This window comes from Sorangium sp. So ce176 (assembly GCF_051519835.1).
GTDB classification, from domain to species: domain Bacteria; phylum Myxococcota_A; class Polyangia; order Polyangiales; family Polyangiaceae; genus Sorangium; species Sorangium cellulosum_G.
This window is the reverse complement of record NZ_CP150371.1, coordinates 6,784,439-6,809,637: the sequence shown is the minus strand read 5'-3', so window position 1 is coordinate 6,809,637 and position 25,199 is coordinate 6,784,439. Positions and strand designations below refer to the sequence as shown.

Genomic DNA, 25,199 nt, shown 5'->3' with positions numbered 1-25,199 from the left:
TGCAGACCGAAGTCCGGCTGTCGCGCGCCAGCGGACATCCAGCGCGGAGCTCGACGACGTAGGGCCGACCACGACGCGTACGCCCATGTGCTCCGCGCGCAAAGTAGCCGAAAGCATGGCCCTCCCCAGTCGCTCGCGCAAGCACGCCTATCGCATGTCCCCCGTCGCGTAGGGGCACAAGGAATACGGTTCCATCGGACGCAGGCCTGCGACGTTTCATGGTCTGTCTCCCAGTCGTAGGTGCTCGTCTCGTCGTGGATTGGTCGGTGAAATCGGCCTCCTGCGGTTCATGTCTGCTTCGGGGTGCTGGTCGTAAATGCGCTGCTCGCGACCGCGTTGCGCAGGATAGCTGTCAGTTCGTCGATCAACTTCAAATTCGAGATATTTCGTCTCTGGGTTCCGGCCATGCTCCCCTTCTCGTCGCCGAAGGTCGTCACCTACGAGCTGGGGCCGGCGGGCGGGGGCGGCACGAGCTGGATTGGTCCGGCGAGATGATCACGAGGGAGGACGGGAACGCCGTCGAGATGCTTCGTTTCCCGGAGTAGGAACAGCGCCCCTCCTGCGCAGCCCTGCGGTCTCCTGCGCCGCCCCGCCGCCCTCCTGCGCACCCCTTTCTGTGTCCTATGCAACGCTTTCCCTCTCCTGCGCATGCCCCGCCCGCTCCTCCGAGGATCAGCGGCCGCTCACCCGCAACGAGATCCACGGGCTCAATCCTGCCAGGGCTTTGCCTCGCGAGCGGAGAGAGAGCTCGACGCAAACCCGCCAGGACGCGAAGACGCAAAAATGCACGAATTTGAGGTTCTCTTGTGCCTTTGTACCCTGGCGCCTTCACGTTGATGCTCTCGTCGGATGCCCGGCCGGACTCCTGGTGCGCGGAACCAGGTCATCGTCGCGCGCTGCGCAGGACACGGGGGTCGTGCAAGTGGTGATTCTGCCTCGACCGCGTGGTCTCGAGGAGCTCAGTCCGATCGATGCCAGCGCGGCGCACCTGATCTCGAGAACTCCTTCGCTCCATCGCGCCTGCAACCTGGAGAAGGTACCCCGGTGAGCTCCGTGAGATTCGGAGAGAGACCGCACCGCTCCGGGCACGAGCGCCGCGGCGATGATCGACAGGGGCCGCGCCGCGTCCCGCCCTCGCGCGCTCGACCGGCCGCGCGCCGCGCGCCGCGTCCCGGGCCCGCGTTGACGGCGCCGCGGCGGCTCGCTAGATGGCCTGCCGATGGCCGACACGCCCGAGACCCCGTTCGACCTGCTGGGCGGCGAGCCCGCCGTCCGCCGGCTGGTGGAGCGCTTCTACGACCTCATGGCCCGCGACGAGCCCGCGCTCGCGCGGCTCCACGTCTGCGACGAGGGCGGCCAGGTGTGCCGGGAGAGCCGCGACCGCTTCGCGCTCTTCCTGATCGGCTGGCTCGGCGGCCCGCAGGACTACATCGCCGCGCACGGCCACCCGCGGCTGCGGATGCGCCACATGCGCGTCCCTGTCGACGTGGCCATGCGCGACGCCTGGATGCGCTCCATGCGCGCGGCGATGACGGAGCTCGGCGTGCCGGCGCCGCTGTACGGCTTCCTCGACCAGCGCTTCGGCGAGGTGGCGGACTTCATGCGCAATCGGCCGGGCTGAGCCCCCATCGGCGACGCATACCCCCGCCGCCGACGCGCCCGCCGGGCAGCTCGCGCTCGAGCGGGTCCCGGGCGCGGCCACCTCGACATTCACTTCTGCAAGGTCGAGGTGCTCGCCGGCGCCGCCTGGAAGCACCTCTGTGAGGACGAGGACCACGAGGGTCGCTCGGGCCGGGTAAGGCTCTCGTGGGGCCTGCTGCCGGAGCCACGCACAGGGGCGCTTCCTCCAGGCGTTCAAGGCCGGGCGGGCCAGGAGGAGGCCTTCGCGCCCCGGTCCATCCAGGCCCTCTCCCGCGTCGAGGAGCCATCACGAGGGCGCCCCGAACCACCGTTGGCGGAGCGCCTGCCTCACCCTAAATTCCTGGGTACGCTTGACAGAGCGCACGCTGGCGACATAATCGTCGCGCCCTCAACACTGGCGAGCATACTCGCCTGTTGATGTCTGTTTCGTGAATTCCTTCGCGTAGTTCCACGCGATCGAACAGGGATTCATGACCAGGGCGATGTGACGTTGCTGGCGGCGTCGTGCTCGCGCATCTCATCCTTTTTCTTGTCCAGAAGGATCTTCGTGCATGAAATTGAAGCATCTTCCATTCACCTCGACGGCGATTGCGTCGCTTCTGTTGATCGGAGCGGCGGGCTCGGCTCACGCGGCTGTTTATCCTGCGAGCTCGTCCAGCGGCGGGCCCGGCGTGAGCGGGTGCACGGGCAGCGCGAACTGCACGAATGAGAGCTGGGGCGTCGACCTCAACGACAATACCGGCTTTTCCTGGAGCGTGGCCGGCGGCGCCGGCGGCGGCGCGGACCTCTATGTGAAGGTCGCCGTGCTGTCGCAGACCAGAGCGATGAGCCTCTGGTTGAACGGCACCCAGATCTCCGTCATCACCGCCACCTCCGTGGACAGCCCGCGCCCGACAGGGAAAGAGTTCGGCCCGTTCCCGGTGACGCTGCTGGCCGGTACCAACACGGTGGAGCTGCGGGACACACAGGGCACTGCGGAGTTCGATGTGCATAGCGTGCGCGTCGAACCGACGAGCGCCGGCGACGATGAGTTCGAGATTGGACTCTGGCGACTGATGTCCCGCGCCGACCGTGGCACGTTGACCCGCAATGCCTCTACCGGGCAGCTGGTCGGCGCCGATTACACGGGCGATGACCATCAGCACTGGCGCCTTGTCGGCGTCGGTACGAACAAGTATCGGTTTGTGCACGAGGACACCGGCCAGTGCCTTGTCACGTCGAGCAGCACGGCGGTGCTCGGCAGCTGCAGCGGCACCGCGGCGGAGTGGACCGTTGACACCCTGCGCGCCCGCACGGTGGACCGCCCCGCCCTGTATCACGTGCGCTCGAACGTGAACAATTGCGCTGTCCCGAGCGGCAGCGCGCAGCCCACCCTGGGGACCTGCAACGACAGCGCACGCTGGTACCTGGAGCCCGTCGGCTTCGGTGAGCGATTCGCGAGCGTGGAGTTCGATTTTCATGGGCTCCTCCTCGTCAAGCCCAACACCAACGTCCCTGGTGTCACCCAGGGCTCGCTGCCGACCAGCGTCGTCGACGCGGTGCAGGTCGCCTTCGAAGATCGGGTGGCTTTCTGGATGGATCTGATCACCGACGGCCGGGTCGCATGGCATGGCTCCAGCGTCGTATCCAGCGATCCCATCACGTCGCTGAAGACCTCGGTTGATGATCCCAATCACTTGCCGGCGGCCATCCACCTTCAGCCAGACGTGCAGAGCTTCGTGCCTCGAGGCGATTACGACACCGTGCAGGTGTTCTTCACGCCCGGCGACAGCAAGCCGGGGGGCTGGGGGTGGGGCCCGGGGAGCAGCTACTACTCGAACTACACCCTGTGGACGACGGTGAACGGGAAAAACACGGTCGCCTCGGACTGGCTGTCCACCGTCAACAGCGAGCCCGTGGAGGTGTTCATCCATGAACCCATGCACGGACTCGATGGGTTGTACGAGGAGCTGGGGATCCCGCTTCCCGAGGGGCTACTGGATGGTGGAACTGGACCGAATCGCTACGCCGTCTCCCTCATTCCCGGTCGCTCGTGGCTGCACTTTTACCGCGACTACTGGCTCGGGACCATCATCGCCTCCGATGACACCTACCGCGGCTTCGGTCCTCGCGCGTTCGCCCAGATCACGCCGAGAGATTACGCGTTGAGCCCCGCTGTGGACGAGTACAAGATCGTGCAGAACACCAGCGGCAAATGTTTCGCCCCGGAAAGCGGTGCCCTGATACCGGCCGGCGACACGCAGCTGGTGCTGTCGAGCAGCTGCAGCACGCTCGCCTCTTCCTTCAGGGTTCTGAACAGCGGCTTGCTCAAGCACGTTCCGAGCGGAATGTGTGTTCACCCGAATCAAGGGACCGCCTACAACAACGTTGGCCTGATCCTCAACGGATACTGCGGCCCCGAGGCACGCCTCTCTTTCGACGTGACGTCCGGTGGGAGCCTGCAAAACGCCGAGACCGGCCGCTGCGTTCACCCGCAAGGCGGATCGGCGACCCCCGCCGAAGGAACCGACCTGATCTTCCACGACGGTTGTGATGAAGCGCGCCTGCGCTTCGACTTCGTGTTGCAGTGAGATAGCTGCGGGTGCCCGTGCGGCGGGCGCGTCGCTGCGGCGACTGCGACCTCATCGCGCATCGCCTGCCACGACCCGTCGAGACGGCGGCCGCCGGCGCGACCCACCTGACCGAACGGCGACCGGCCCCGCTCCGGCGGCCAGCCGTCGCTGTTGGTACGAGGCTTGCTCCGAAGCGCGTCATGAAGCTGGTCCTGCCCCGGCTGAAGGCCGCCGCTCGCACCGCCGGCACGCCGAGGAGCGCGCCGGCCGGGCAGCTCGCGCTCGAGCGGTCCCCGGGCGCGTCCACCTCGGCATTCGACTCTGCAAGGTCGAGGTGCTCGCCGGCGCCACCTGGAAGAGCCCCTGTGAGGAAGGCCATCCAGGACCTCTCCCGCGTCGAGACGCCATCACAAAGGCATCACGATACGCGGTTGGCGGAGCGCCTGCCTCACCCTAAATTCCTGGGTACGCTTGACAGAGCGCACGCTGGCGACATAATCGTCGCGCCCTCAACGCTGGCGAGCATACTCGCCTGTTGATGTCTGTTTCGTGAATTTCTTCCGATAGTTCCACGCGCTCGAGCAGGAATTCACGACAGGGCGATGTGACGTTGCTGGCGGCGTCGTGCTCGCGCATCTCATCCTTTTTTGTCCAGAAGGATCTTTGTGCATGAAATTGAAGCATCTTCCATTCACCTCGACGGCGATCGCGTCGCTTCTGTTGATCGGAGCGGCGGGCTCGGCTCACGCGGCTGTTTATCCTGCGAGCTCGTCCAGCGGCGGGCCCGGCGTGAGCGGGTGCACGGGCAGCGCGAACTGCACGAATGAGAGCTGGGGCGTCGACCTCAACGACAATACCGGCTTTTCCTGGAGCGTGGCCGGCGGCGCCGGCGGCGGCGCGGACCTCTATGTGAAGGTCGCCGTGCTGTCGCAGACCAGAGCGATGAGCCTCTGGTTGAACGGCACCCAGATCTCCGTCATCACCACCACCGCCACAGAGAGCCCGCGCCCGACAGGGAAAGAGTTCGGCCCGTTCCCGGTGACGCTGCTGGCCGGTACCAACACGGTGGAGCTGCGGGACACGCAGGGCACCACGGAGTTCGATGTGCATAGCGTGCGCGTCGAACCGACGAGCGCCGGCGACGATGAGTTCGAGATTGGGCTGTGGCGACTGATGTCCCGCGCCGACCGTGGCACGTTGACCCGCGATGACTTCACCGGGCAGCTGGTCGGCGCCGATTACTCGGGCGACGACCATCAGCACTGGCGCCTTGTCGGCGTCGGTACGAACAAGTACCGGTTTGTGCACGAGGACACCGGCCAGTGCCTTGTCGCGTCGAGCAGCACGGCGGTGCTCGGAAGCTGCAGCGGCACCGCGGCGGAGTGGACCGTGGACACCCTGCGCGCCCGCACGGTGGACCGGCCGGCCCTGTATCACGTGCGCTCGAACGTGAACAACTGCGCTGTCCCGAGCGGCAGCGCGCAGCCCACCCTGGGGACCTGCAACGACAGCGCACGCTGGTACCTGGAGCCTGTCGGCTTCGGTGAGCGATTCGCGAGCGTGGAGTTCGATTTTCATGGGCTTCTCCTCGTCAAGCCCAACACCAACGTCCCTGGTGTCACCCAGGGCTCGCTGCCGAGCAGCGTCGTCGACGCGGTGCAGGTCGCCTTCGAAGATCGGGTGGCCTACTGGCTGGATCTGATCACCGACGGCCGGGTCGCATGGCACGGCTCCAGCGTCGTATCCAGCGATCCCATCACGTCGCTGACGATCGCGGGTGGTAATCACTTGCCGGCGGCCATCAACCTTCAGCCAGACGTGCAGAGCTTCGTGCCGCGAGGCGATTACGACACCGTGCAGGTGTTCTTCACGCCCGGTAACAGCGTGACGGGGGGCTGGGGGTGGGGCCCGGGGAGCAGCTACGAGTCCAACTACACCATGTGGACGACGGTGAACGGGAAAAATACGGTCGACTCGGACTGGCTGTCCACCATCAACAGCGAGCCTGTGGAAGTGTTCATCCATGAACCCATGCACGGCCTCGATGGGTTCTACGAGGAGCAGGGGATCCCGCTTCCCGACAGTCCCGATGGGCCGCTCCATGGATCCGAATGGAATCGCTACATCAAATCCGGCATTCCCGGCCGTTCGTACTTGCACTGGTTTCACGACTACTGGCTCGGGACCGTCATCGCCTCCGATGACACCTACCGCGGCTACGGTCCACGCGCGTTCGCCAAGATCACGCCGAGAGATTACGCGTTGAGCTCCGCGGTGGACGAGTACAAGATCGTGCAGAACACCAGCGGCAAATGTTTCGCCCCGGAAGGCGGTGCCACGATGCCGGCCAACGACACGCAGCTGGTGCTGTCGAGCAACTGCAGCACGCTCGCCTCTTCCTTCAGGGTTCTGGACAGCGGCTTGCTCAAGCATGTTCCGAGCGGAATGTGTGTTCACCCGAATCAAGGGACCGCCTACAACAACGTTGGCCTGATCCTCAACGGATACTGCGGTCCCGAGGCACGCCTCTCCTTCGACGTGACGTCCGGTGGGAGCCTGCAAAACGCCGAGACCGGCCGCTGCGTTCACCCGCAAGGCGGATCGGCGACCCCCGCCGAAGGAACCGACCTGATCTTTTACGACGGTTGTGATGAAGCGCGCCTGCGCTTCGACTTCGTGTTGCAGTGAGATAGCTGCGGGCGCCCGCTCCGGCGGCCAGCCGTCGCTGCTGGTACGAGGCTTGCTCCTAAGCGCGTCATGAAGAAGCAGCAGAAGAAGCAGCCGACACCAGCGACGAGCCAGCAGGAGCATGCGGATCCGGCCGAGAAGGAAACGAGGGAGTCCTCGAAGGAGGGCGACGTCGCCGGAGGCGGCGCCAGGGGTGCCGCCATCGGAGGCCTCCTGGGCGGCGCCGGCGGCGCGGCGATCGGCGGCGCGGCCGGGCTGATCGGCGGCGCGCTCGACGAGGACGAGGGATCCGGCTGGTGACCGGCGTCAGCCGCCCGCGTCGGTCGCGGGCGGCGAGCCGTGCGCCATTTCGCCCCACCCCGGGCCGTCGATGAGGCGCGCCACCACCATGCAGCTCACGTTGTCGCCGACGGCGTTGACCAGCGTGGCGGGCGGGTCCACGAGGGCGCCGACGGTGGAGATGATCGGCAGCGCCTCCATCGGGAACCCGAACAGCGACACGATCACGAGCTCTCCGATGAACCCCCCGCCGGGGATCCCGCTCATCACGGTGCCGCTCAGGATCGCCACCCCCAGCACGGCCATGTAGGTCTCCGCCCCGCCGAGCTCGCGGCCGAAGAGCCCGAACAGGAGCGCCGTCTTCAGCACCGCCGACAGGCACGAGCCCTCCATGTGGATTGTCGCGCCGATCGGGATGATCACCTCGGCGATGTCGTCGGGCACCCCGGCGCGCCGCGCCGCCTCGAGGTTCGACGGGATCGCCGCCATGCTGCTCGATGTCGCGAGCGCCGTGAGCGCCGGCGCCGGGATGTTCCTCCAGAACGCCCTCACCCCGCGCCCCCGGCCGGCGAGCCACGCGTACAGCGTGAAGGCGAGGAAGAAGTACGCGATCGCGATCGGGTAGAAAAGCCCGAGAGCGCGCACGTACGATGTCAGCAGCGCCGGGCCGAAGCTGCCGACCAGGTGGGCGAAGTAGGCGCCGAGGCCGATCGGCGCGTAGAGCATCACGAGGTCGACAACCTTCAGCATCACCTCGTTCACCGAGGCGAGCAGCCGCGCGAACGGCTGGCCGCGCTCGCCGGCCGCCGTGGTCCCGAGGCCGACGAGGAAGGCCATCACGATGAGCGGCAGCACGTTCTTGCGCGAGAGCAGCTCGCCGAAGTCGGGGACGCTGATCGCGCCGACGATCTGGTCGCCCAGGCTTACCTGTGCGACCTCCGGCGCGCCGGGCAGCGTGGCCGCGAGCCCCTCCGCGGGCGGGTAGAGCTTCACCGCCACGAGCATCAGCGACGACGCGACGAGGCCGGTCGCGACGAAGACGCCCAGCATCGCGGTCACGATGCGCCCGAGGCGCCGCAGGCTGCCCATGCCCGCCACCGCCGACGAGATGGAGAAGAAGATCAGCGGCACGACGAGGGTGAACAGCAGGTTGAGGAAGAGATCGCCGAGCGGCTTGAGCGCCGTCGCGCGCTCGCCCAGCGCGAGGCCGAGCCCCGCGCCGACGGCGATCGACGCGAGCAGGATCAGCGTGAAGCGGTAGGTCGTGAGCAGGGTCCGGAGCGTCCTCGTCATCGCGCCGGCAGCATGCCGCGTCACTCCGGCCGGAGCGCGGAGAGCGTGGCGCGGGTGAAGATCTCCGCGATGAGCCCGATCGCGCGCTCGTCGAGGTCGAAGGCGTGGTGGTGGTGCGGCGCCGCTGTCGGCCCGCCCGCGCCCACCGTGAAGAGGCAGCCCGGGACGCGGTCCGTGAACTCCGAGAAATCCTCGCTGACCGTCAGCGGGCCCGGATCCATGACGTCGGCGCGCCCCGTGGCGCGCGCGGCCGCCGTGATCAGATCCACGGGCGCGGCGGCGTTCGTCGTCACGGGCGAGGTCGACACCACCTTGAACTCGCACCCGGCGCGCAGCGCCGAGCACACGCCCGAGGCGATCGCCTGGACGCGCTCGAGCGCGTGCTCGCGGCTCTCGCGCGAGAACCAGCGCACCGTGCCCTGGAGCGTCACGCGCTCCACGACGACGTTGGCCGCGTTCCCGCCGGAGATGGCCGAGATGCTCACGACGAGCGGCTCGCCCGGCTTCACCTCGCGCGCGACGATCGACTGGAGCGCTGTGACGACCTGCGCGGCGGCGTAGATCGGATCGACCGACATGTGCGGCAGCCCGCCGTGCCCCGCCTTGCCGACGACGGCGATCTCGAAGGCGTCGTACCCCGCGAAGAACGGCCCGGTCCGCGTCGCCACCACGCCGAAGGGCAGGGGCGATATCACGTGCGCGCCGAGCGCCTGGTCGACGCCGTCGAGCGCGCCTGCCTCGATCATCCCCAGCGCGCCGCCGGAGAGCTCCTCCGCGGGCTGGAAGACGAAGCGGACCCGGCCGGCGAAGCGGCCCCTGCGCGCCGAGAGCAGCGTGGCCGCGCCGAGGAGCGCGCTCACGTGGGCGTCGTGGCCGCACGCGTGCATCACGCCCCGCGTCTCGGACGGGAAACCGTGGCCCGACTGCTCCTCGACGGGGAGCGCGTCCATGTCGGCGCGCAGCAGCACGGTGCGGCCGGGGCGCTCGCCCTCGAGATCGGCGATGACGCCCGTCCCGGCCACGCCCGTGCGCACCGAGAGGCCGAGCGCGCGCAGGCGCTCCGCGACGAGCTGCGAGGTGCGCACCTCGGCGTAGCCGAGCTCGGGGTGGCGGTGCAGATCGCGCCGGACGGCGACGAGATCGCTGTCGAGGAGCTGCACGTCCTTGCTGAGATCATCGGCCATGCGGCGAGGCTAGCACCCGGCGTCGTGCCCCGGTGCGTGAAGGCCGGAGCCGCTCTGGACTCGACAGCTCGGCGAAGATCGATGTTCGCGCGGCCGCGTCGGGCGGAGGGCTGCGCGCCGCCCGCCCCGTTGCGAGCGGCAGGCGCCGCGCGGCGCCGGGGCGAGGAGGGCGACGGGGCTGGAAAGCGGGGGAAGCCCGGGGCCGCGCTGACCGCGGAGCTGAGCCCGCCAGCGCCGCGCCGGCCGCCCGGTCGCGTTGACAGCCCGGGGAGCCCGCACTAGTAGCCGACATGGCATTCATCTACGATGAGCCGAGCAGGACGTTTGGCGAGTACCTGCTCGTCCCGAACCTGACGACCAAGGACTGCGTTCCTGCGAACGTCGACCTGACGGCCCCCGTGGCCCGGTTCAAGGCGGATCCGGGCGTGAGCCCGCCGGACCCGAAGCAGGCGCCGCTCACGATCAGCGTCCCCATCACCAGCGCGATGATGCAGTCGGTGTCGGGCGCCGACCTCGCGATCGCGCTCGCGCGCTGCGGCGGCCTGTCGTTCGTGTACGGCTCGCAGGGCATCGAAGAGGAAGCCGCCATGGTGCGGCGCGTGAAGAACTACAAGGCCGGGTTCGTCGTGAGCGACTCGAACCTGCGCCCCGACGCGACGCTCGGCGACGTGCTCGAGCTGACCGATCGCACGGGCCACTCCACGGTCGCGATCACCGAGGACGGCACGCCGACGGGGCGGTTCGTCGGCATCATCACGAGCCGCGACTACCGGATCGGCAAGACGCCGCTCAGCACGCCGGTGCGCGAGATCATGACGCCGTTCAAGTCGATCCACTGCGGCAAGGTCGGCCTGGATCTCCAGGAGGCCAACGAGCTCATCTGGCGTTACAAGCTCAACACCCTGCCGGTGATCGACGAGCGGCAGCACCTGCAATACCTGGTCTTCCGCAAGGACTACGAGTCGCACCAGGCGCACCCGCTCGAGAACGTGGATCGCGAGAAGCGGCTCATCGTCGGGGCGGGCATCAACTCGCGCGATCACCGCGAGCGCGTGCCGGCGCTGATGGAGGCGGGCGCCGACGTGCTCTGCATCGACTCGTCGGACGGCTACTCGGAGTGGCAGCGCGAGACCATCGCGTTCGTGAAGTCGAACTACAAGCACGGCTACATCGGCGCCGGCAACGTCGTCGATCGCGAGGGGTTCCTCTACCTGGTCGAGTCGGGCGCCGACTTCGTGAAGGTCGGCATCGGCGGCGGCTCGATCTGCATCACGCGCGAGCAGAAGGGCATCGGCCGCGGCCAGGCGTCGGCGGTGATCGAGGTGGCCAAGGCGCGCGACGAGTACTTCCAGAAGACCGGCATCTACGTGCCGATCTGCTCCGACGGCGGTATCAGCCAGGACTACCACATCACGATCGCGCTCGCGATGGGCGCCGACTTCGTGATGATGGGCCGTTACTTCGCGCGCTTCGACGAGGCGCCCGGGCGCAAGGTCCGCGTGAACAACCAGTTCATGAAGGAGTACTGGGGCGAGGGGAGCAACCGCGCGCGCAACTGGCAGCGCTACGACCACGGCGACTCCAGCAAGAAGAAGGATCAGCTCGAGTTCGAGGAGGGGGTCGACAGCTACGTGCCGTATGCCGGCAAGCTGAAGGACACCCTCGACGTGACGCTCGCCAAGGTGCGCTCGACGATGTGCAACTGCGGCGCCCTCTCGCTGCGCGAGCTCTACATGCGCGCGCGCCTGACGGTGGCCTCCGCTGTCAGCATCCACGAGGGCGGCGTCCACGACGTGATGCTGAAGGACACGCGCAGCAGCCCGCGCGAGGCCTGACCGCCGGGGCGCCGCCGCGGGGGCGCCGAGCGCTTGTCCCGGGCCGCGCGAGGCCCGGGAGCCGGGGCGCGAACCGCTGCTCCCGGGGCCGCGCGGGGCGCTGCTTCCCCGGGCGCCGCGGAGCGCGGGCCCCGGGGCCGCGCGAGGCCTGGGCCGGCGGCGCGCGAGGCGCTGGTCCCGGCGGCGCGCCCGGCGTATGGACACGGCCACCATGCATCGGGTGTTCATCGACGGGCAGGAAGGGACCACGGGGCTCCAGATCCGCGAGCGGCTGCAAGGTCGCCGCGACCTCCAGGTGCTCGAGATCGACCCGGAGCGCCGCAAGGACCCGGCGGCCCGCCGCGCGCTGATCAACGAGGCGGATGTCCTGATCACGTGCCTCCCCGACGACGCCGCGCGGGAGTCGATCGGGATGATCGAGAACCCGAGGACGCGCGTCATCGATCCGAGCACCGCGCACCGTACGGCCGACGGATGGGTGTACGGCTTCCCGGAGCTGCGCGCCGGGCAGCGCGACGCGATCCGCGGCGCGCGCCGCGTCGCCGTGCCCGGGTGCCACGCGACCGGCTTCCTCGCCCTCGTGGCGCCGCTCGTCGCGGAGGGCCTCCTGCCCAGGGACGCCCGCGTCGTCGCCCGCTCGCTCACCGGCTACAGCGGCGCCGGCCGCAAGACGATCCAGGCCTACGAGCAGGCCGACGAGGCGCGCCGCCGGCAGATGAGCGGCCCGCGCCCGTACGCGCTCACCCTGCAGCACAAGCACCTGCCGGAGATGCGCGCCCTCGCCGGGCTCGACAGGGCGCCGTTCTTCGAGCCGGTCATCGGCGACTTCTACAAGGGCATGCTCGTCTCGGTGCCCCTGTTCGCCGACGCGCTGAGCCGCCCGGCGACGCCCGCCGCCGTGCACGCGCTCTACGCGTCCTGTTACGCCGGCGAGCCGTTCATCCGGCTGATGCCGCTCGGCGGCCAGAGCGCGCTCGACGAGGGGTACCTGAGCGCCCAGGGGTGCAACGACACGAACCGCCTCGACCTGTTCGTGTTCGGCAACGCGGACCAGATCCTTGTCGTGGCGCGCCTCGACAACCTCGGGAAGGGCGCCTCCGGCGCGGCGGTGCAGAACCTGAACCTGATGCTGGGCACGCCCGAGAACACCGGCCTGGACTGACCGTCGCGCGCGCCTGACCGAGGCGCCGCCCCGACGGGAGGCGCCGCGGCGCTCACCTCTTCGGCCGCTCCAGCTCGGCCTCCGCGGCCAGGAACACGGGGGATCGCAGGAGCGCGCCCATCAGCCGCAGCGTCTCGCGGGCGTGAGCCGCGGAGACGTCGACCTCGTCCGGATCCGGCGCGGTCAGATCGTACAGCTCGGGGGCGCCCCACTCGAGCGGCAGGACGAGCTTGTAGCGCCCATCGAGCACGCCCACGCGCGCGATCTGCTGCTCTGAGACCGCCGCCGCGAGCAACGGCAGCCGGCGCGGGGGAGGCTCGGGATCGAGGAGGCCGAGCAGATCCTCGCCGTGGTAGCCGTTCATGGGCGGATCGGGGGTGAGCAGGCGGGCCATCGTCGGCGCCACGTCGATGAGCGAGACGGCCTCCTCGGCGACCATGGGCGGGACCCCGGGGACGCGCAGGACCAGCGGCACCCGCAGGAGCGACTCCCACAGGAACGTCGAGTGCGGCCAGAACCCGCGGTAGCCGAGCGCCTCGCCGTGATCCGACACGAAGAGCACGACGGTGCGGTCGGCGAGCCCGAGCTCCTCCAGGCCCCGGAGCAGCCGCCCGAAGTGCTCGTCCAGGCTCCGCGCGACCACCCGGTAGCGCCAGTTCCAGCGGCCCTCGGCGGGCACGTGGTAGCGCTCGGCGGCGCCCTCGACGTACGCGCTGTCGAGCTCGTGCCAGTTGTGGACGTCGAAGTTGAAGACCCACGCGAAGAACCGCTGCGAGTCGCGCTGGGCGAGCCAGGACAGGACCTGGTCCACCATCGGCCCCGCCGTCGGCCGATCGGCGCCGTAGCCCCAGACGCCCCCGCGGGCGTGGTCGGGCACGCGGTACGTCTCGTCGAAAGCGAACGCCGGCAGGAGCAGGGAGATGAAGTCCGCCGCCGAGGCGGGGATGAACAGGCTGCTGGGGATCTCCAGGCGCCTGGCCAGGTCCAGCAGGCTGCCCGGGCTGCGCGCCAGGCCGTCGTAGTTGCCGCCGAGCAGCCCGGGCAACGCGCGCAGCGTGTCGGAGCCCGTCGAGTACGCGCGCTCGAACCGCACCGCCTGGCGCGACAGCGCGGCGGCGTTCGGCATCACCTCCTCGTCGTAGGCGACGTCGCTGCGGAGGCTGTCCACGTAGTAGATGAGGACGTTGAAGTCGGCCGCGAGCGCGCGCTCCCCCGAGCCGGCGGCGCCCGCGCCACGCCGAGCGGGCCAGGGCGCGTCCCAGCGGGGGTCGCGCGTCGTCTGGTCGACGTCGTACCGCTCGCGCAGCTCGTCCAGGCGGCTGGCGTGCATCCCGGCGCCGTCCTCGCCGCGCAGGAGGGCCTGCGCCAGCTCGAGGCGGCGCATCATCCGCCCGACGTAGACGGGGTCTCGGCCCGTGTGCGCCAGCGCCTCCGCATGCCAGCCTCGCAGCCAGGGCGACGACGCGAGGGAGAGCGCCCACACAGCGGCGGCCACGGCGGCCGCGCGGATCGCGGCCCGCGCCCGCGCGCGCCGCGCGAGGCGCGTCAGCCCGGAGAAGCAGGCGCACCCGAGCAGCGCCGCCCCGCTGAGCTCCAGGGCCGTGTGCAGGCGCCTGTAGATGGCCACGAGCACGGTGAGGTCCACGATCATGAGCGCCGCCCCGAGAATCGCGAGCGCCGCCGCCGTCGCCGCCGCCGCCGCGGAGCCGCCCGCGCGCCCGGGGGCCGCCGCGCGCAGGGAGCGGCCGTGGACGAGCGCGACAGCGAACGCGGCCAGGCCGGCGGCGGCCAGCGCGAGGTACGGGCCGAGGGTGCCCAGCGCGCCGGCGTGCGCGACGCGCCCGGAGAACGCCCAGAAGGCGGTGCTCGAGAGCGCCGCGACGGCGAGCGCCCCGTAGGCCGCCGCCCGCGCTACCTCGGCGGCCCGCGGCGCCCGCCGCTCGAGCGGCGTCGCGAGCAGGCGCACGAGGGTGGCGAGCGCCCACGCGGCCAGCCCGGCGCCCGCGCCCACGGCGACGTAGAGGCCCACGGCGGCCCTGAGGTGCCCGGCCAGCGCGACGCCGGCGGCGTCGTGGCGCACGGCTGTGTCGGCCGCCACGGCGCCGAGCCCTACAGCGACGCCCGACGACACGCACCGCGCGAGCGCGTCGCCCGATCGCCTGCACCCCGCGGGAAGACGGGGGAGCCGCGGGGCCCGGTGCCGAGCGGCGTGGAGTGATGTCCAAGACACGCGCCCGCGAGGGTAGAAAACGGCGCCGGCTTCATCAAGCGGCGTCGCGCCCTGGGCCCCGCGCGCTCTCCCTGCTTTCCACGGTGCCGCGTCCATCACCCGCCGGCAGCGCGCGCCGCGCCGCGCTACCGGCGTGCCCCCTGGCCGCGGCGCGTCGAGGTCAGCGCGTGACCCGGTAAGCCTGCGTCCAGGCGCGGGACCCGTCCGGCGCCGTCACGCGCGCGCGCACGTACTGCTCGGGGCCGCGGAGCCGGTAGCTCGCGCGGTGGGCCGCGCCCGACATCTCGGCCTCGGCCGTCGTCGGCGTGGCCTCGAGCAGCGCGCCCCACCGATCGATGAACTCGACCATCATGTCGGGAGGATCGACCCAGAGCGTCATCGTGTCCGACGTGACGGCGAGGCGCGTGAGCCTGGGCCCCGACGAGGCGTAGAGCCGGCCCGCGCCCAGGGCAGCGCAGATCGCCTCCTGCGACGCCTCCTCGGCGAACACCTCGACCCACCCGGTGCCAGGCGCCACCTGAGGCACGTGCTTGTTCGCGCCGGTGAGCGAGTGCATGTCGTCGACGGCGACAGCGGCGATGGACTGGCCCGACGACAGCGCCCGCTCCCACTTCTCTTCCGCGGAGGTGTGGGCGGCGTCGCCGTCGCTCCGCACGTGCGGATGACCGCTGAAGATCTCGACGAGCTGCGCGCCCTCGGCGGACGCGATGTCGTCGGCCTCGAGGGCCCAGTGGAAGTTCGGGTGGTTCACGAGCGCCACGCCCCCCTGCGCCAGGATCTCCGATGTCGCCCAGGCGACAGCGGCCTGCGCGGTGCGGAAGGTCCCGCCGCCGATCCGCCGCTTCGTGCAGAGCGCGTTGACGTGCACCGGCTGCCCCGCGGCGGCCATCGTCACCTCCTCGCCGGGGATGACCAGGAGATCCCGCACCTGCGAGGCAGGAGGGCGCGTCACGTCGAGGTAGTTGTTGTGATCCGTCAGCGCGAGGAACTGGTAGCCGTTGTCTCGATACCAGGCGAACACGAGCTGCGCCGGGCTGTCACCGTCGGAACGGGCGGAGTGCGCGTGGAGGTTGCCGCGCTGGAACACGCTGACGTCCAGCCGCTGGACGAAGGTCGGCGACCGCGACGGAACGGGTTCCCGCGAGATGTCCAGCGTCCCCGCCGGAGCGGCGTCCTGGCTCGTCCCCGCGCCCCAGCGCATCGCCGCGAGCGCGGCCACGATCGTCGCCGCCGCGGCCCATCCCGCGCGCCGCCGCGCCGTCGTGGTTTTCACGCCCTGGTCGGCCATCCTCGGCGTCGGGTCGGAGCCGCGCGACATTGGACCTCGGTATAGCACGGGAAAGTGACTTCCTCGAATGGCCGTCACCGCAGCCGCCGCCGCCTGGATGGCGCTGAAGCGCCGGCGGCGCGCCCGGTGAGGCGCCGGCCGGGGGGGCGCCCCCGGCGTCGCTCCGCGATCGCCCTCGCGCGGCTTCCCGGGCGAGACTGTCCACGTGAGCATCGAGAACATCGACGATCTGCGCGTGCTGGTGGAGACAGCCCGCCGCGGGACGCTGACGGCGGCGGCGCGGGTCCTGGGTGTCACGCCGGCCGCGGCCAGCGCGAGGGCCGCCTGGTTCGCCTGCTGCCCGGCTGGCAGGGGGAGCACTATCCGCTGAACGCCATCCTGCCGAGCCATCGCTTCGTGCCGGCGCGGGTGCGCGCCCTCGTCGATTTCCTCGCGGCGAAGCTCCGCGAGCTTTCGCCTCAGAAGCCCGGCGCGCCCGGCGCCAGGGGCTTGAAGCGATAGACGAGGTAGGGCGGCTTGTTCCTGGCCACCCCGTCGGCCTGGAGCGCGCTGGTGAGGGAGAGCTGCGCCGGTGTACATGGTGCCGTCCGCTCTTCGTGTCGAGGGCGATGCCGTCGACGCCCACGTACAGGTCGACGGCGCCGCTCGTGGGCCGGCCCACGTCCCAGCGGATGGGCTCCTTCAGGGGCATCACGCTGTGATGGCCTTGCAAGAGGCGCCGGCTCTCGCCGGTGGAGAGGTCCACCACAACGAGCGCCGCCTTGTCGCCAACGCCGCCCGAGCCTTCGCCGATGGCCTCGTCGGCGATGACGATCACGCCGTGCTTCAGGTCCACGACGAAGTCGTTGTGCTGCGACTCGGTGAGCGTCGCTTCCGGCGAGAGGGGTATGACGCGCTCGAGCTCGTTCTGGTGGGTGTTCCACCCGACGAGCTTGGGCACGAGGCCAGCGGGGCGCCCCGCCGCCTTGTCCGTGGATCTGGCCGAGTCCAGCATCCACAGGACGCCGTTCTTGTCCGTGTGCAGGCCGAGCACCCAGTCCAGGCAGGCGTTGAAGTCCGATTTCCAGCGGCTGTCGGCGTTCTTGCAGCTTTGCCACTCCATGCTCGGGTACGGTGTCGTGGACTTCCGGTCCGGGTTGAGCAGCGCCACCTGCACCTCGGGACTGTAGAACGGGTGAAAGCCGATGATGACCCGGCCGTCGGGCATCTGGGTGATGCCGCCGACGCCTGTCGCGTCGAGCCGGGCATGGACCTCGAGCGTGGACTGCGGCGGCCGCGCCGGGCTTGTGCTGTCGCCGCAGGCCGCCGCGCCCGCAGCCAGGGCCGCGCCCGCGGCCAGGCTCGCGAGCTTGAGCTTGAGTTGGGCAAACCGATGCATTCTCGTCTCCTCGTCGTGTGGTCCTCCATGCTTGAGGAGCGCGCCCCGACGGACAAGCGACGACACGTGGAAACAGTTTCAGCGTTTCGTTGAAGATGGTTTGTCGAATAAGCTGTCCGTGGTGGCTGTAAAATTTTGCTCCTGCGGCTGCTCCGGGATGCGCCACCAAAAAAAGCGAGTGGACGCCTCGGAGTGGTGACTGAAAGCCAGCACCTCATCCCACCTACCCGTCGAGCTCTGGAAACGGTGATCTCGGACGTTCCGTGGCGGCGGCTCGGCGGCCCCTCGGTCGCTGAGTGATCCGCGACAAGCTCACGCGCGCCGCGCTCCGGCAGCGTCGGCGTCCGGCTTTTTATCGATTGGCTTGAAAGGCGAGTACTACAATGAGAGGCATTGCATACGGGACCATGGCCCTGGTCGCGGCGGGAGCCCTGGGTGCGTGCAGCGGGGCCGATTCGGGCGATGACGGTTCTGGTGGCGCTCCGAACGCGGGCAGCGCGTCGGGGCAGGCGTCCAGCGGGTCGTCTGGGCAGGCGTCCAGCGGGTCGTCTGGGCAGGCGTCCAGCGGGTCGTCGGCGCAGGCGTCCAGCGGCGCGTCGGGCGGTGAGGCACCCGGCACGGGCGGCACCGACACGCCAGGCGATTCGATCTGCGGTGTGACGCCGGCCGCCGCGACTGGCCACGTCAGGCTGGAGAACCTGTGCCGCGGCGTTGTCGCCGTGCGCTCGGGCGACGGCAACTTCATCAGCTGGCGCTTGATGGGCTACGAGGATCCAGGGATCGGGTTCAACGTCTACCGCGACGGCACCAAGGTGAACGACGCTCCCATCACCGACTCGACAAACTACTTCGACTCGGGCGCCCCCGGAGGCGCGAAATACACCGTCCGCGCCGTGATCGATGGGGCGGAGCAGGGCGACTCGGCCAACACGCGTGACGGGGACCCGGGCACACCCACGTGGGAGCGAAACTACCTGACCATCCCGCTCCGGACGCCCCGCGATTACAAAGCCGGTGACGCCTCTCCGGGCGATCTCGACGGCGACGGCGACTACGAGCTCGTGGTCAAGGAGCAGAACAACCCGCGCGATCCGTCGCAAGACGGCCGCACCGGCCAGCCCAAGCTCGCGGCCTACGACACCGACGGCACCTTCTTGTGGCGCATCGACCTGGGCATCAACATCCGCGAGAGCGAGCACACAACGCCCTTCGTCGTGTACGATCTGGACGGCGATGGCCGCGCCGAGATCGCCGTCAAGACCGCGCCCGGCACGCGAGACGGGAAGGGAGCGTTCCTGCACACAGGTCCCGCCGCCGCCGACGACGACGCGCGAGACTATCGCAACGGCGCGGGCAAGATCATGAGCGGGCCGGAGTATCTGACGATCTTCAGCGGCGTCGACGGCTCGGAGCTCGCGACCATCGCGTACCACGCCCCCATCACGAGCGGCAGCTTCGGCGACAACAACGGCAACCGCTCGGATCGCTACAACGCCACGCTGGCGTTCCTCGATGACTCCGGCCAACCGAGCGTCGTCATGCAGCGGGGCTACTACGCCCGGACGACGTTCGGAGCGTACAATTACCGGGACGGCAAGCTGAGCCTCCTGTGGAGCTTCGATTCGTCCGCGAACGGCAACGGCGCCTACGCTGGCAAGGGCGTTCACAGCGTGATGGCGGCGGATACGGACGGCGACCTGAGGCAGGAGATCATCCCTGGCGCCGCGACGATCGGCCCTGACGGCAAGGGCAAGTGCGCCGTCAACTTCTACGGACACGGCGACGCGCTTCACATCGCCGACCTGGTCCCCTCGCGCCCCGGGCTCGAGGTGTTTCAGCCGACCGAAGCGGACGGCGTGCCATCCTACTTCCTCCGAGATGCAGAGACCTGCGAGATCCTGTGGCGCGGCCCGAACAGCGACGGCGAGGGACCGGGGCGCGGCGCTGCCGACGACATCTCCCCCGACAACCCCGGAGGCGAGGCCTGGACCAACACAGCCGGCCTGTTCAACGCGGCGAACGGTCGCAGCATCGGCTCCCGTCCCCGCCAGGTGAACTTCCTGGTCTGGTGGGACGGCGATGAGAGCCGCGAGCTGCTCGACGGCAACACCGTCACGAACTTCGACGGCGAAGGTCGGGGCTTCACCGCGAACGGCTGCACCTCGATCAACGGCACCAAGTCGGCGCCGACGCTCAGCGCCGATCTGTTCGGCGACTGGCGCGAGGAGGTCGTGTTCCTGTGCGGCGACAGCCTGCGCATCTACACGACCGATCAGATCACCGAGCGCCGCATCTACACGCTGATGCACGATCCGCAGTACCGTGCCAACGTGTCGGCGCAGAACGCGACATACAACCAGCCGCCGCACACCAGCTTCCACATCGGCGACGGCATGAGGGAGCCCCCCAGACCCGACATCACGGTGCGGTGATGCCGGCGTGAGCCCGCTCCTGTGTCAGACGATGCCGCCGTTCGCGAAGATCGTCTGTCCAGTGACCCTCCGGGCACATCCGGCGCCGCTGCCCGGGACGCCGGCCCGGCGGCAGGCTGCCATCAGCGCCTCGACGTGATCGCGCCGCCACGAAAGGGCCGTTGACCGGACGCCCGACCGCTGAGACGTTCGTGGACGAATGATCACCCCCGACTCTCCCACCGCGCCCGCGCAGCTCCGGCCCGCGGGGCTCGTGCCGCTCGAACGCCCCGGCTTCGGCGCGGGCCTCAAGGCCATGCTGGGCGGCTACGGTTACCTCTTTCGCACGCCGGACCTCTGGCCGCTCGCGCTCGTCCCCACGGGCCTCGCGCTCGTGCTCACTGTCGTGCTCGCCATCGTCGGCGTGAAGCTCGCGCCTTCGCTCGTCGAGCTCATCGTGAGCGAGCCGGGGACGGGGGCGCTCTGGACAGCGCTCATGGTCGTGCTGCGGATCCTCTCGCTCGCGGTGGCGCTCGTGGCCGCCCTCGCGATCTCGTTCGGGCTCGCGAAGCCGCTCTCGGGGCCCGCGCTGGAGCGGATGGTGCGCAGGGCCGAGGCCGATCTCGGGGCGCCCGCGTGGCCGGAGGTCGGCTTCTTCGCGGACATGTGGCGCGCGCTGGAGTCGACGCTCGTGGCGCTCGCCTTCACGCTGCCGATCCTCATCGTCCTCGGCGTCGTGGGCTTTTTCTTCGCGCCGGCGAGCGTCGTCATCATCCCGCTTCAGCTCGCGGTGACGGCGCTCGCGGGGGCCTGGGACCTCTGTGACTGCCCGCTGTCGATCCGCGGCGTGCCCGTTGCAGCGCGGGTCGCCTTCGTGCGCCGGAACCTCGCCGCTGTGATGGGCTTCGGCTTCGGCCTCGCGCTGCTCTCGTTGTTGCCTTGCTCGCTGCTCATCGTGCTCCCGGCCGGCATCCTCGGCGCGGCTCGGCTCGTCGTCACGCTGGAGCGCTGGGAGGCCACGCGCCAGGCGCCGCGCTGAGCTCGTGCGGGCGGGGGCCGCGGCGGAGTCCGCGCCCCAGGCGAGCGCTTCAGCGATGAGGGCCCGAGGCCGTCACTCGATGACGATGGAGGAGATCTGGTCGTTTGTCGCGCCCAGGGTCGACGCGTCGGAGGTGTACTGCACCGACGTACCCGTGAACCCCGCGTCGTAGTACACAGTGACCGTGTAGCCGGCGGGCACCTGGATCGAGGAGATCCAGTCGTTCGCTACAGCGCGAGCGCGCAGGTCGATCAGGTCGTACACCCCGCGGTCGAGCATGACCGCCCTGCCGCCGAAGCCGGAGTTCTCGTACACGGTGATGCCCGAGGTGGCAGGCGGCGGAGCGTTGCCGTTCGAGTACTGTTGCCACAGGGTCTCCAGGCCGTGGCCCGTCAAGTCGACCCACGTGGCGCTCGAGTACGCCCCGGCACGCAGGATGTCGTCGAGCGCGTCGACAACAGGCGGCAGGCCCACGCGGTACGTCGCGTCCATCCACTTGAAGAAGGCGGCCGCCTCACCGTAGCCGAAGAGGTAATGCGACCCGTACGTCCACCCGCTCGGGATGGACCATCCGGCGTCATTGTTCCTGAGCCCGTAGGCGTCACGCGCGTAGTCGGCGCCCCCCTCGACGATCCAGCTGGGGACCTCGCCCAGGTACCCGAGCTGGACGACGTGCATGACCTCGTGCACGACAACGTCCGTGCCCAGCGGGTTGCCGAGCATGAACTGCCGGTTGTAGAACGTGTCCTCGTCGCTCGCCCAGGCGATGCCCGGCTCGTTGGTGATGTGCAGGCCCACCGTGGTGGCCGCGGCCGGGTTGAAGCGCTGCACGAGCTGCGGGTACACGGCGTGGAACGTGCACATCATGTCCTCGAGGATGACGCTGTCGAAGCCCGGGACCGTGGTGACGTCGAGGGTGTAGGGGCTGTCGTCGTCGCAGGCCGGATCGGGTACGCCCCCCTCGAAGTTGAGGTTGTCGAGCACGGTGAGCGCGCCGTCGTCGCTCGGCAGGCTCAGCGCCAGCGTGATCTGGAGATCCGAGTAGCTCTGTTGAAGCGCGCTCTGGAGGTAGGCCGGCACGTCGAACGAGAGCGTGCTCCACGTGTTGGCCGACACGTTCTCCAGCGAGGCCAGGTCCACCCAGGCCCTGTTCAAGTTCAGGGACGGGCTGCTCACGTACAGATGCACCTGACCCCAGGGCGCAGCCTCGGGGATCCGGATGTCGAGCGTGATCTCGTCCGTGACGCCCGAGAGGGTGGAGAGCGGCGAAGACGTCAGCTCCGCGTACATGAAGTCGCGCACCCCGAGCGCGGCCGCGCCCTGCGTGCGGTCCGTCGAGGGCTCGAGGGTCCCGGCCGACGCCGTCCAGTCGGCCACGTCCTCGAACCCGAGGACCGAGCCCTGCGTCAGCGCGAGCTCGGCTGTCTCGACCGGGTCCTCGTCCTGAGGCTCCCCGGCGACGGCGCAGGCGCTCAGCGCCCAGCACGTCAGCAAGAGGCTCCCTCGGCTCAGCAGCTTGTGTGTCGTGTGGTGAATGGATCGTAGCATATTCCTCGATGCGCGCGTGTAGGGGCGCGCCCGCGCGGGCGAATCGCTGAATCTTGCTCTCGCCGCGAGCGCGCCAGGACGGGGGCCATCGCGCCAGGCTCCCACCAGCCAATCAATGCGGCTCGGGCTCGTCGGTTCAAGCGCGGTTTACATTAATCAAGCGCTGTTTGCACTTGTTCACACGAACGCGTGTCGCGCTCCGGCGTTGTCGACATGCTCCACCGATCGCCGAGGGTGGATCCGCCGCAGAAGCGCGCTCCGCCGATGGTTGAATCGAGACCTGTCAGGGATGACCGGCGATGGCCGCGCGAGGTCATCGAGCGGGCGGCGGTGGACCGGCGCGGACGCTACGACGCTTCGTTCCGCGCGGCCTGCCGCTGCATCTCGGGGAAGCTGGCCGCGGCCTCCTGGACGTCGGTGGGGAAGTCCGAGAACTCCTGCACCTGGCGGATCTCGATCACGCCGTCGTCCGAGCAGGGGCAGCGCGACGCCCACGCGATCGCCTCTTCCTTCGACTTCACCTGGATCATCCAGTAGCCGCCGAGCACCTCCTTCGCCTCGGCGAACGGCCCGTCGGTCACCCTGGGCTTGCCCCCGGGAAACTCGATGCGCGCGCCCATCGAGGGGGGGTGGAGGCCGTCGAGGGCGAGCAGCACGCCGGCCTTCTGGAGGGACTCGTTGTACTTCATCATCGCGGCGACGGCCTTCGCGTCCGGCATGGTGCCCGGCGCTGCGCTCTCGTACCCCCTCGGGATCATCAGCATCATGAACCGCATGGTCGTGTCTCCTTCTCGTCCTGGAAGCTCGGCTTCGGGATGAACCCGGCGGGGGTGAGCCCCCGCCTCGATGGGGCGACGAACGGGGGCCCGCGCGATCGACACGCCACGCGACTTTTTTTTCCAGAAGCGTCGCCGCGCCCTCGAGCCGACAACGACGCGCCTCACCCGGCGCGCCGGTGGAGCCGCGGCGCCGAGCCCTCGAGCGCGGCGACCAGGCGCTCCGCGGCGTCGGCCGACGCGCGCCGGTACGCGATCCGCCAGGGGCGGCGCAGCGGGCCGGACGACAGCCGCTTCACCGCGAGGTCGCCGCCGCCGAGGTACCCGTCCGCCATCCACTCCGAGAGGACCGCGATCCCCATGCCGGCGCGCGCGGCGTCGATCACGGCCTCGGTGAGCGGGAAGTGCAGGAACTCGAGCCTGGGCTTCTGGCGTCCGAAGACGGTGGTCATGAACCAGCGCGCCTCGGCCGGCGGCGTGTTCGACGTGATCAGCGGGCTCTGCCGGAGGTTGTCGCGCGTGATCGACGCCCGCCCGGCGAGCGGGTGCGCGGTCGACACGACGAAGACGACCTCGTCCGAGAAGAGCGGCCGCTCCACGAGCGCGGCGCGCGCTTCGCGGGTTGCCGGCAGCGCCCCGGTGGTGAGCAGCGCCACGTCGATGTCGCCCCGGGCGAGCGCGCCGACCGGATCCCGGGTGTGCTCCACCGCGAGCTCCACCTCGAGGCGGGGCAGCCTGCGCCGGAGGTTCGCCATGGCCGAGGGCAGCCAGCGGTAGGCCGTGTAGCACTCGCACACGAGGCGGACGCGCGTCGTCGCGGCGGCCGGCGCCGCGACCTCCCGCTCGAGCTCCCGGAGCTGCGCGAGCACGAGCCCGGCGCCGGCGATGAGCCGCTCTCCCGCCGCCGTCGGCGTGAGCCCGCGCGCTGTGCGCTCGAACAGGCGCGCGCCGATCCGCGCCTCGGCCAGGGCGAGCGCCCGGCTCACGGCCGACTGCGTGATGTGCATCGCCGACGCGGCGCCCGCCGTGGTGCCGGCGGCCGAGAGCGCGAGGGCGAGCTCCAGATCGCGGACCTCGAGCAGGGGGCGAGGCGCCATCGCCGAGGGCGCAGGAAGATCGCTTATGCGTGACACGCATCGAACCTATCACGACGATGCGTTGGACGCACAGGCTTCGGAGAGGCACCTTCGTGTCGTCAGGAGGTCCTTGTTTATGAAGCTCTATTTCTCCCCGCTCGCATGCTCTCTCTCCGCGCGCATCGCGCTCTACGAGGCCGGCGCCGAGATCTCGTATGTCGAGGTCGACCCGCGAACGAAGCGCACCGAGGAGGGCGCCGATTACCGCGCGATCCACCCGCTCGGGCTCGTGCCCGCGCTCGAGATCGAGGGCGGCGAGCTCGTCACCGAGAACGCGGCGATCTTGCAGCTCATCGCCGACATGTATCCTGATGCCGCGCTCGCGCCGCGGGATCCGCCCGGTCGGGCGCGGCTCCAGCAGTGGCTCTCGTTCATCGGGACCGAGCTCCACAAGGCGCTTTACGTGCCGCTCCTGGACAGGGCGGCGCCGGCCGAGGCGAGGGCCTACGCGCTCGCGAAGGCCGAGTCGCGCCTCGGCTGGGTGGCCGGGCGGCTCGCGGGGCGGGAGTTCCTGCTCGACCGCTTCTCGGTGGCCGACGCCTACCTCTTCACGATCCTCAACTGGTCCTCGGTCACGCCGGTCGATCTGAAGACCTGGCCGGCGCTCCCCGCGTACCACGCGCGTCTCCAGCAGCGCCCCGCCGTCGCGCGCGCCTTCGCCGAGGAGCGGGCGCGCTATGCCCGGGAGATCGAGCGGCACGCGAAGGCCGCTCCTGCGCGCGCGGAGCCTGCCGTGAACGACAGGTGAGGGCGGGCTGC

General features: G+C 70.0%; 18 protein-coding genes. 11 read left to right on the top strand and 7 right to left on the bottom strand.

Features of this window, described 5'->3' with window-relative positions:
• The first annotated feature begins 1,219 nt into the window (after positions 1–1,219).
• The 4 genes from WMF42_RS25450 to WMF42_RS25435 all read left to right on the top strand — a co-directional run bounded on the left by WMF42_RS25450 (position 1,220) and on the right by WMF42_RS25435 (position 7,181).
• Positions 1,220–1,621, top strand: a complete 402-nt coding sequence (locus WMF42_RS25450; protein WP_061605999.1) for a group II truncated hemoglobin — start codon at positions 1,220–1,222, stop codon at positions 1,619–1,621.
• A 571-nt stretch (positions 1,622–2,192) separates the two neighbouring features.
• Positions 2,193–4,211, top strand: coding sequence for a hypothetical protein (locus WMF42_RS25445; RefSeq protein ID WP_437685300.1), 2,019 nt, complete (start codon positions 2,193–2,195; stop codon positions 4,209–4,211).
• 651 nt (positions 4,212–4,862) lie between these two features.
• A complete protein-coding gene (locus WMF42_RS25440; RefSeq protein WP_437685298.1) occupies positions 4,863–6,881 on the top strand; it encodes a hypothetical protein in 2,019 nt (672 codons plus the stop codon).
• A gap of 69 nt (positions 6,882–6,950) precedes the next feature.
• Positions 6,951–7,181, top strand: coding sequence for a hypothetical protein (locus WMF42_RS25435; protein WP_437685296.1), 231 nt, complete (start codon positions 6,951–6,953; stop codon positions 7,179–7,181).
• A gap of 6 nt (positions 7,182–7,187) precedes the next feature.
• On the opposite strand, the gene WMF42_RS25430 is transcribed toward WMF42_RS25435, so the two are convergent.
• Both WMF42_RS25430 and WMF42_RS25425 read right to left on the bottom strand, forming a co-directional pair.
• The gene (locus WMF42_RS25430; RefSeq protein WP_437685294.1) at positions 7,188–8,453 is read right to left on the bottom strand and encodes a dicarboxylate/amino acid:cation symporter; all 1,266 of its coding nucleotides are present in this window, start codon (positions 8,451–8,453) and stop codon (positions 7,188–7,190) included.
• A 20-nt stretch (positions 8,454–8,473) separates the two neighbouring features.
• Entirely contained in the window at positions 8,474–9,637 is a 1,164-nt protein-coding gene (locus WMF42_RS25425; protein ID WP_437685292.1) for a M20 metallopeptidase family protein, read from the bottom strand.
• 290 nt (positions 9,638–9,927) lie between these two features.
• Between WMF42_RS25425 and WMF42_RS25420 the strand changes: the two genes are divergently transcribed.
• Positions 9,928–11,472, top strand: coding sequence for an IMP dehydrogenase (locus WMF42_RS25420; RefSeq protein ID WP_061613317.1), 1,545 nt, complete (start codon positions 9,928–9,930; stop codon positions 11,470–11,472).
• 211 nt (positions 11,473–11,683) lie between these two features.
• Positions 11,684–12,634 (top strand): N-acetyl-gamma-glutamyl-phosphate reductase, encoded by a 951-nt coding sequence (argC, locus tag WMF42_RS25415; protein ID WP_061613321.1) that lies wholly within the window; start codon positions 11,684–11,686, stop codon positions 12,632–12,634.
• Between the two features lie 52 nt (positions 12,635–12,686).
• Here the strand turns inward: argC and WMF42_RS25410 are convergent, their stop codons facing one another.
• Together WMF42_RS25410 and WMF42_RS25405 are read right to left on the bottom strand one after the other, a co-directional pair.
• Positions 12,687–14,732 (bottom strand): sulfatase-like hydrolase/transferase, encoded by a 2,046-nt coding sequence (locus WMF42_RS25410; protein WP_437685289.1) that lies wholly within the window; start codon positions 14,730–14,732, stop codon positions 12,687–12,689.
• A gap of 292 nt (positions 14,733–15,024) precedes the next feature.
• Complete coding sequence (locus WMF42_RS25405) at positions 15,025–16,182, bottom strand: CehA/McbA family metallohydrolase (RefSeq protein WP_437685287.1); 1,158 nt, start codon at positions 16,180–16,182, stop codon at positions 15,025–15,027.
• Positions 16,183–16,357: 175 nt separating this feature from the next.
• On the opposite strand from WMF42_RS25405, the gene WMF42_RS25400 reads away from it, so the two are divergent.
• The 4 genes from WMF42_RS25400 (at position 16,358) to WMF42_RS25385 (ending at position 20,980) form a co-directional block, all read left to right on the top strand.
• Positions 16,358–16,522, top strand: coding sequence for a LysR family transcriptional regulator (locus tag WMF42_RS25400; protein ID WP_155798012.1), 165 nt, complete (start codon positions 16,358–16,360; stop codon positions 16,520–16,522).
• A 517-nt stretch (positions 16,523–17,039) separates the two neighbouring features.
• Positions 17,040–17,321, top strand: coding sequence for a hypothetical protein (locus WMF42_RS25395; RefSeq protein WP_437685285.1), 282 nt, complete (start codon positions 17,040–17,042; stop codon positions 17,319–17,321).
• Between the two features lie 865 nt (positions 17,322–18,186).
• Positions 18,187–19,962, top strand: coding sequence for a rhamnogalacturonan lyase (locus WMF42_RS25390; RefSeq protein WP_437685283.1), 1,776 nt, complete (start codon positions 18,187–18,189; stop codon positions 19,960–19,962).
• Between the two features lie 199 nt (positions 19,963–20,161).
• A complete protein-coding gene (locus tag WMF42_RS25385) occupies positions 20,162–20,980 on the top strand; it encodes an EI24 domain-containing protein (RefSeq protein ID WP_061605858.1) in 819 nt (272 codons plus the stop codon).
• A 72-nt stretch (positions 20,981–21,052) separates the two neighbouring features.
• Here the strand turns inward: WMF42_RS25385 and WMF42_RS25380 are convergent, their stop codons facing one another.
• The 3 genes from WMF42_RS25380 to WMF42_RS25370 all read right to left on the bottom strand — a co-directional run bounded on the left by WMF42_RS25380 (position 21,053) and on the right by WMF42_RS25370 (position 24,401).
• Positions 21,053–22,474, bottom strand: a complete 1,422-nt coding sequence (locus WMF42_RS25380) for a basic secretory protein-like protein (protein ID WP_437685281.1) — start codon at positions 22,472–22,474, stop codon at positions 21,053–21,055.
• 401 nt (positions 22,475–22,875) lie between these two features.
• A complete protein-coding gene (locus WMF42_RS25375) occupies positions 22,876–23,304 on the bottom strand; it encodes a YciI family protein (RefSeq protein ID WP_061605856.1) in 429 nt (142 codons plus the stop codon).
• Between the two features lie 164 nt (positions 23,305–23,468).
• Positions 23,469–24,401, bottom strand: coding sequence for a LysR family transcriptional regulator (locus tag WMF42_RS25370; protein ID WP_437685279.1), 933 nt, complete (start codon positions 24,399–24,401; stop codon positions 23,469–23,471).
• Between the two features lie 115 nt (positions 24,402–24,516).
• Here WMF42_RS25370 and WMF42_RS25365 point away from each other — a divergent pair, with 115 nt between their 5' ends.
• Complete coding sequence (locus tag WMF42_RS25365) at positions 24,517–25,188, top strand: glutathione S-transferase N-terminal domain-containing protein (RefSeq protein WP_437685277.1); 672 nt, start codon at positions 24,517–24,519, stop codon at positions 25,186–25,188.
• Positions 25,189–25,199 lie beyond the last annotated feature (11 nt).

Coding starts and splice junctions, on each gene's coding strand:
- WMF42_RS25450 (WP_061605999.1), top strand. CDS start 1,220: ATGGCCGACACGCCCGAGACCCCGTTCGACCTGCTGGGCGGCGAGCCC.
- WMF42_RS25445 (WP_437685300.1), top strand. CDS start 2,193: ATGAAATTGAAGCATCTTCCATTCACCTCGACGGCGATTGCGTCGCTT.
- WMF42_RS25440 (WP_437685298.1), top strand. CDS start 4,863: ATGAAATTGAAGCATCTTCCATTCACCTCGACGGCGATCGCGTCGCTT.
- WMF42_RS25435 (WP_437685296.1), top strand. CDS start 6,951: ATGAAGAAGCAGCAGAAGAAGCAGCCGACACCAGCGACGAGCCAGCAG.
- WMF42_RS25430 (WP_437685294.1), bottom strand. CDS start 8,453: ATGACGAGGACGCTCCGGACCCTGCTCACGACCTACCGCTTCACGCTG.
- WMF42_RS25425 (WP_437685292.1), bottom strand. CDS start 9,637: ATGGCCGATGATCTCAGCAAGGACGTGCAGCTCCTCGACAGCGATCTC.
- WMF42_RS25420 (WP_061613317.1), top strand. CDS start 9,928: ATGGCATTCATCTACGATGAGCCGAGCAGGACGTTTGGCGAGTACCTG.
- argC (WP_061613321.1), top strand. CDS start 11,684: ATGCATCGGGTGTTCATCGACGGGCAGGAAGGGACCACGGGGCTCCAG.
- WMF42_RS25405 (WP_437685287.1), bottom strand. CDS start 16,182: ATGTCGCGCGGCTCCGACCCGACGCCGAGGATGGCCGACCAGGGCGTG.
- WMF42_RS25395 (WP_437685285.1), top strand. CDS start 17,040: ATGACGCGCTCGAGCTCGTTCTGGTGGGTGTTCCACCCGACGAGCTTG.
- WMF42_RS25385 (WP_061605858.1), top strand. CDS start 20,162: ATGATCACCCCCGACTCTCCCACCGCGCCCGCGCAGCTCCGGCCCGCG.
- WMF42_RS25375 (WP_061605856.1), bottom strand. CDS start 23,304: ATGCGGTTCATGATGCTGATGATCCCGAGGGGGTACGAGAGCGCAGCG.
- WMF42_RS25370 (WP_437685279.1), bottom strand. CDS start 24,401: ATGGCGCCTCGCCCCCTGCTCGAGGTCCGCGATCTGGAGCTCGCCCTC.
- WMF42_RS25365 (WP_437685277.1), top strand. CDS start 24,517: ATGAAGCTCTATTTCTCCCCGCTCGCATGCTCTCTCTCCGCGCGCATC.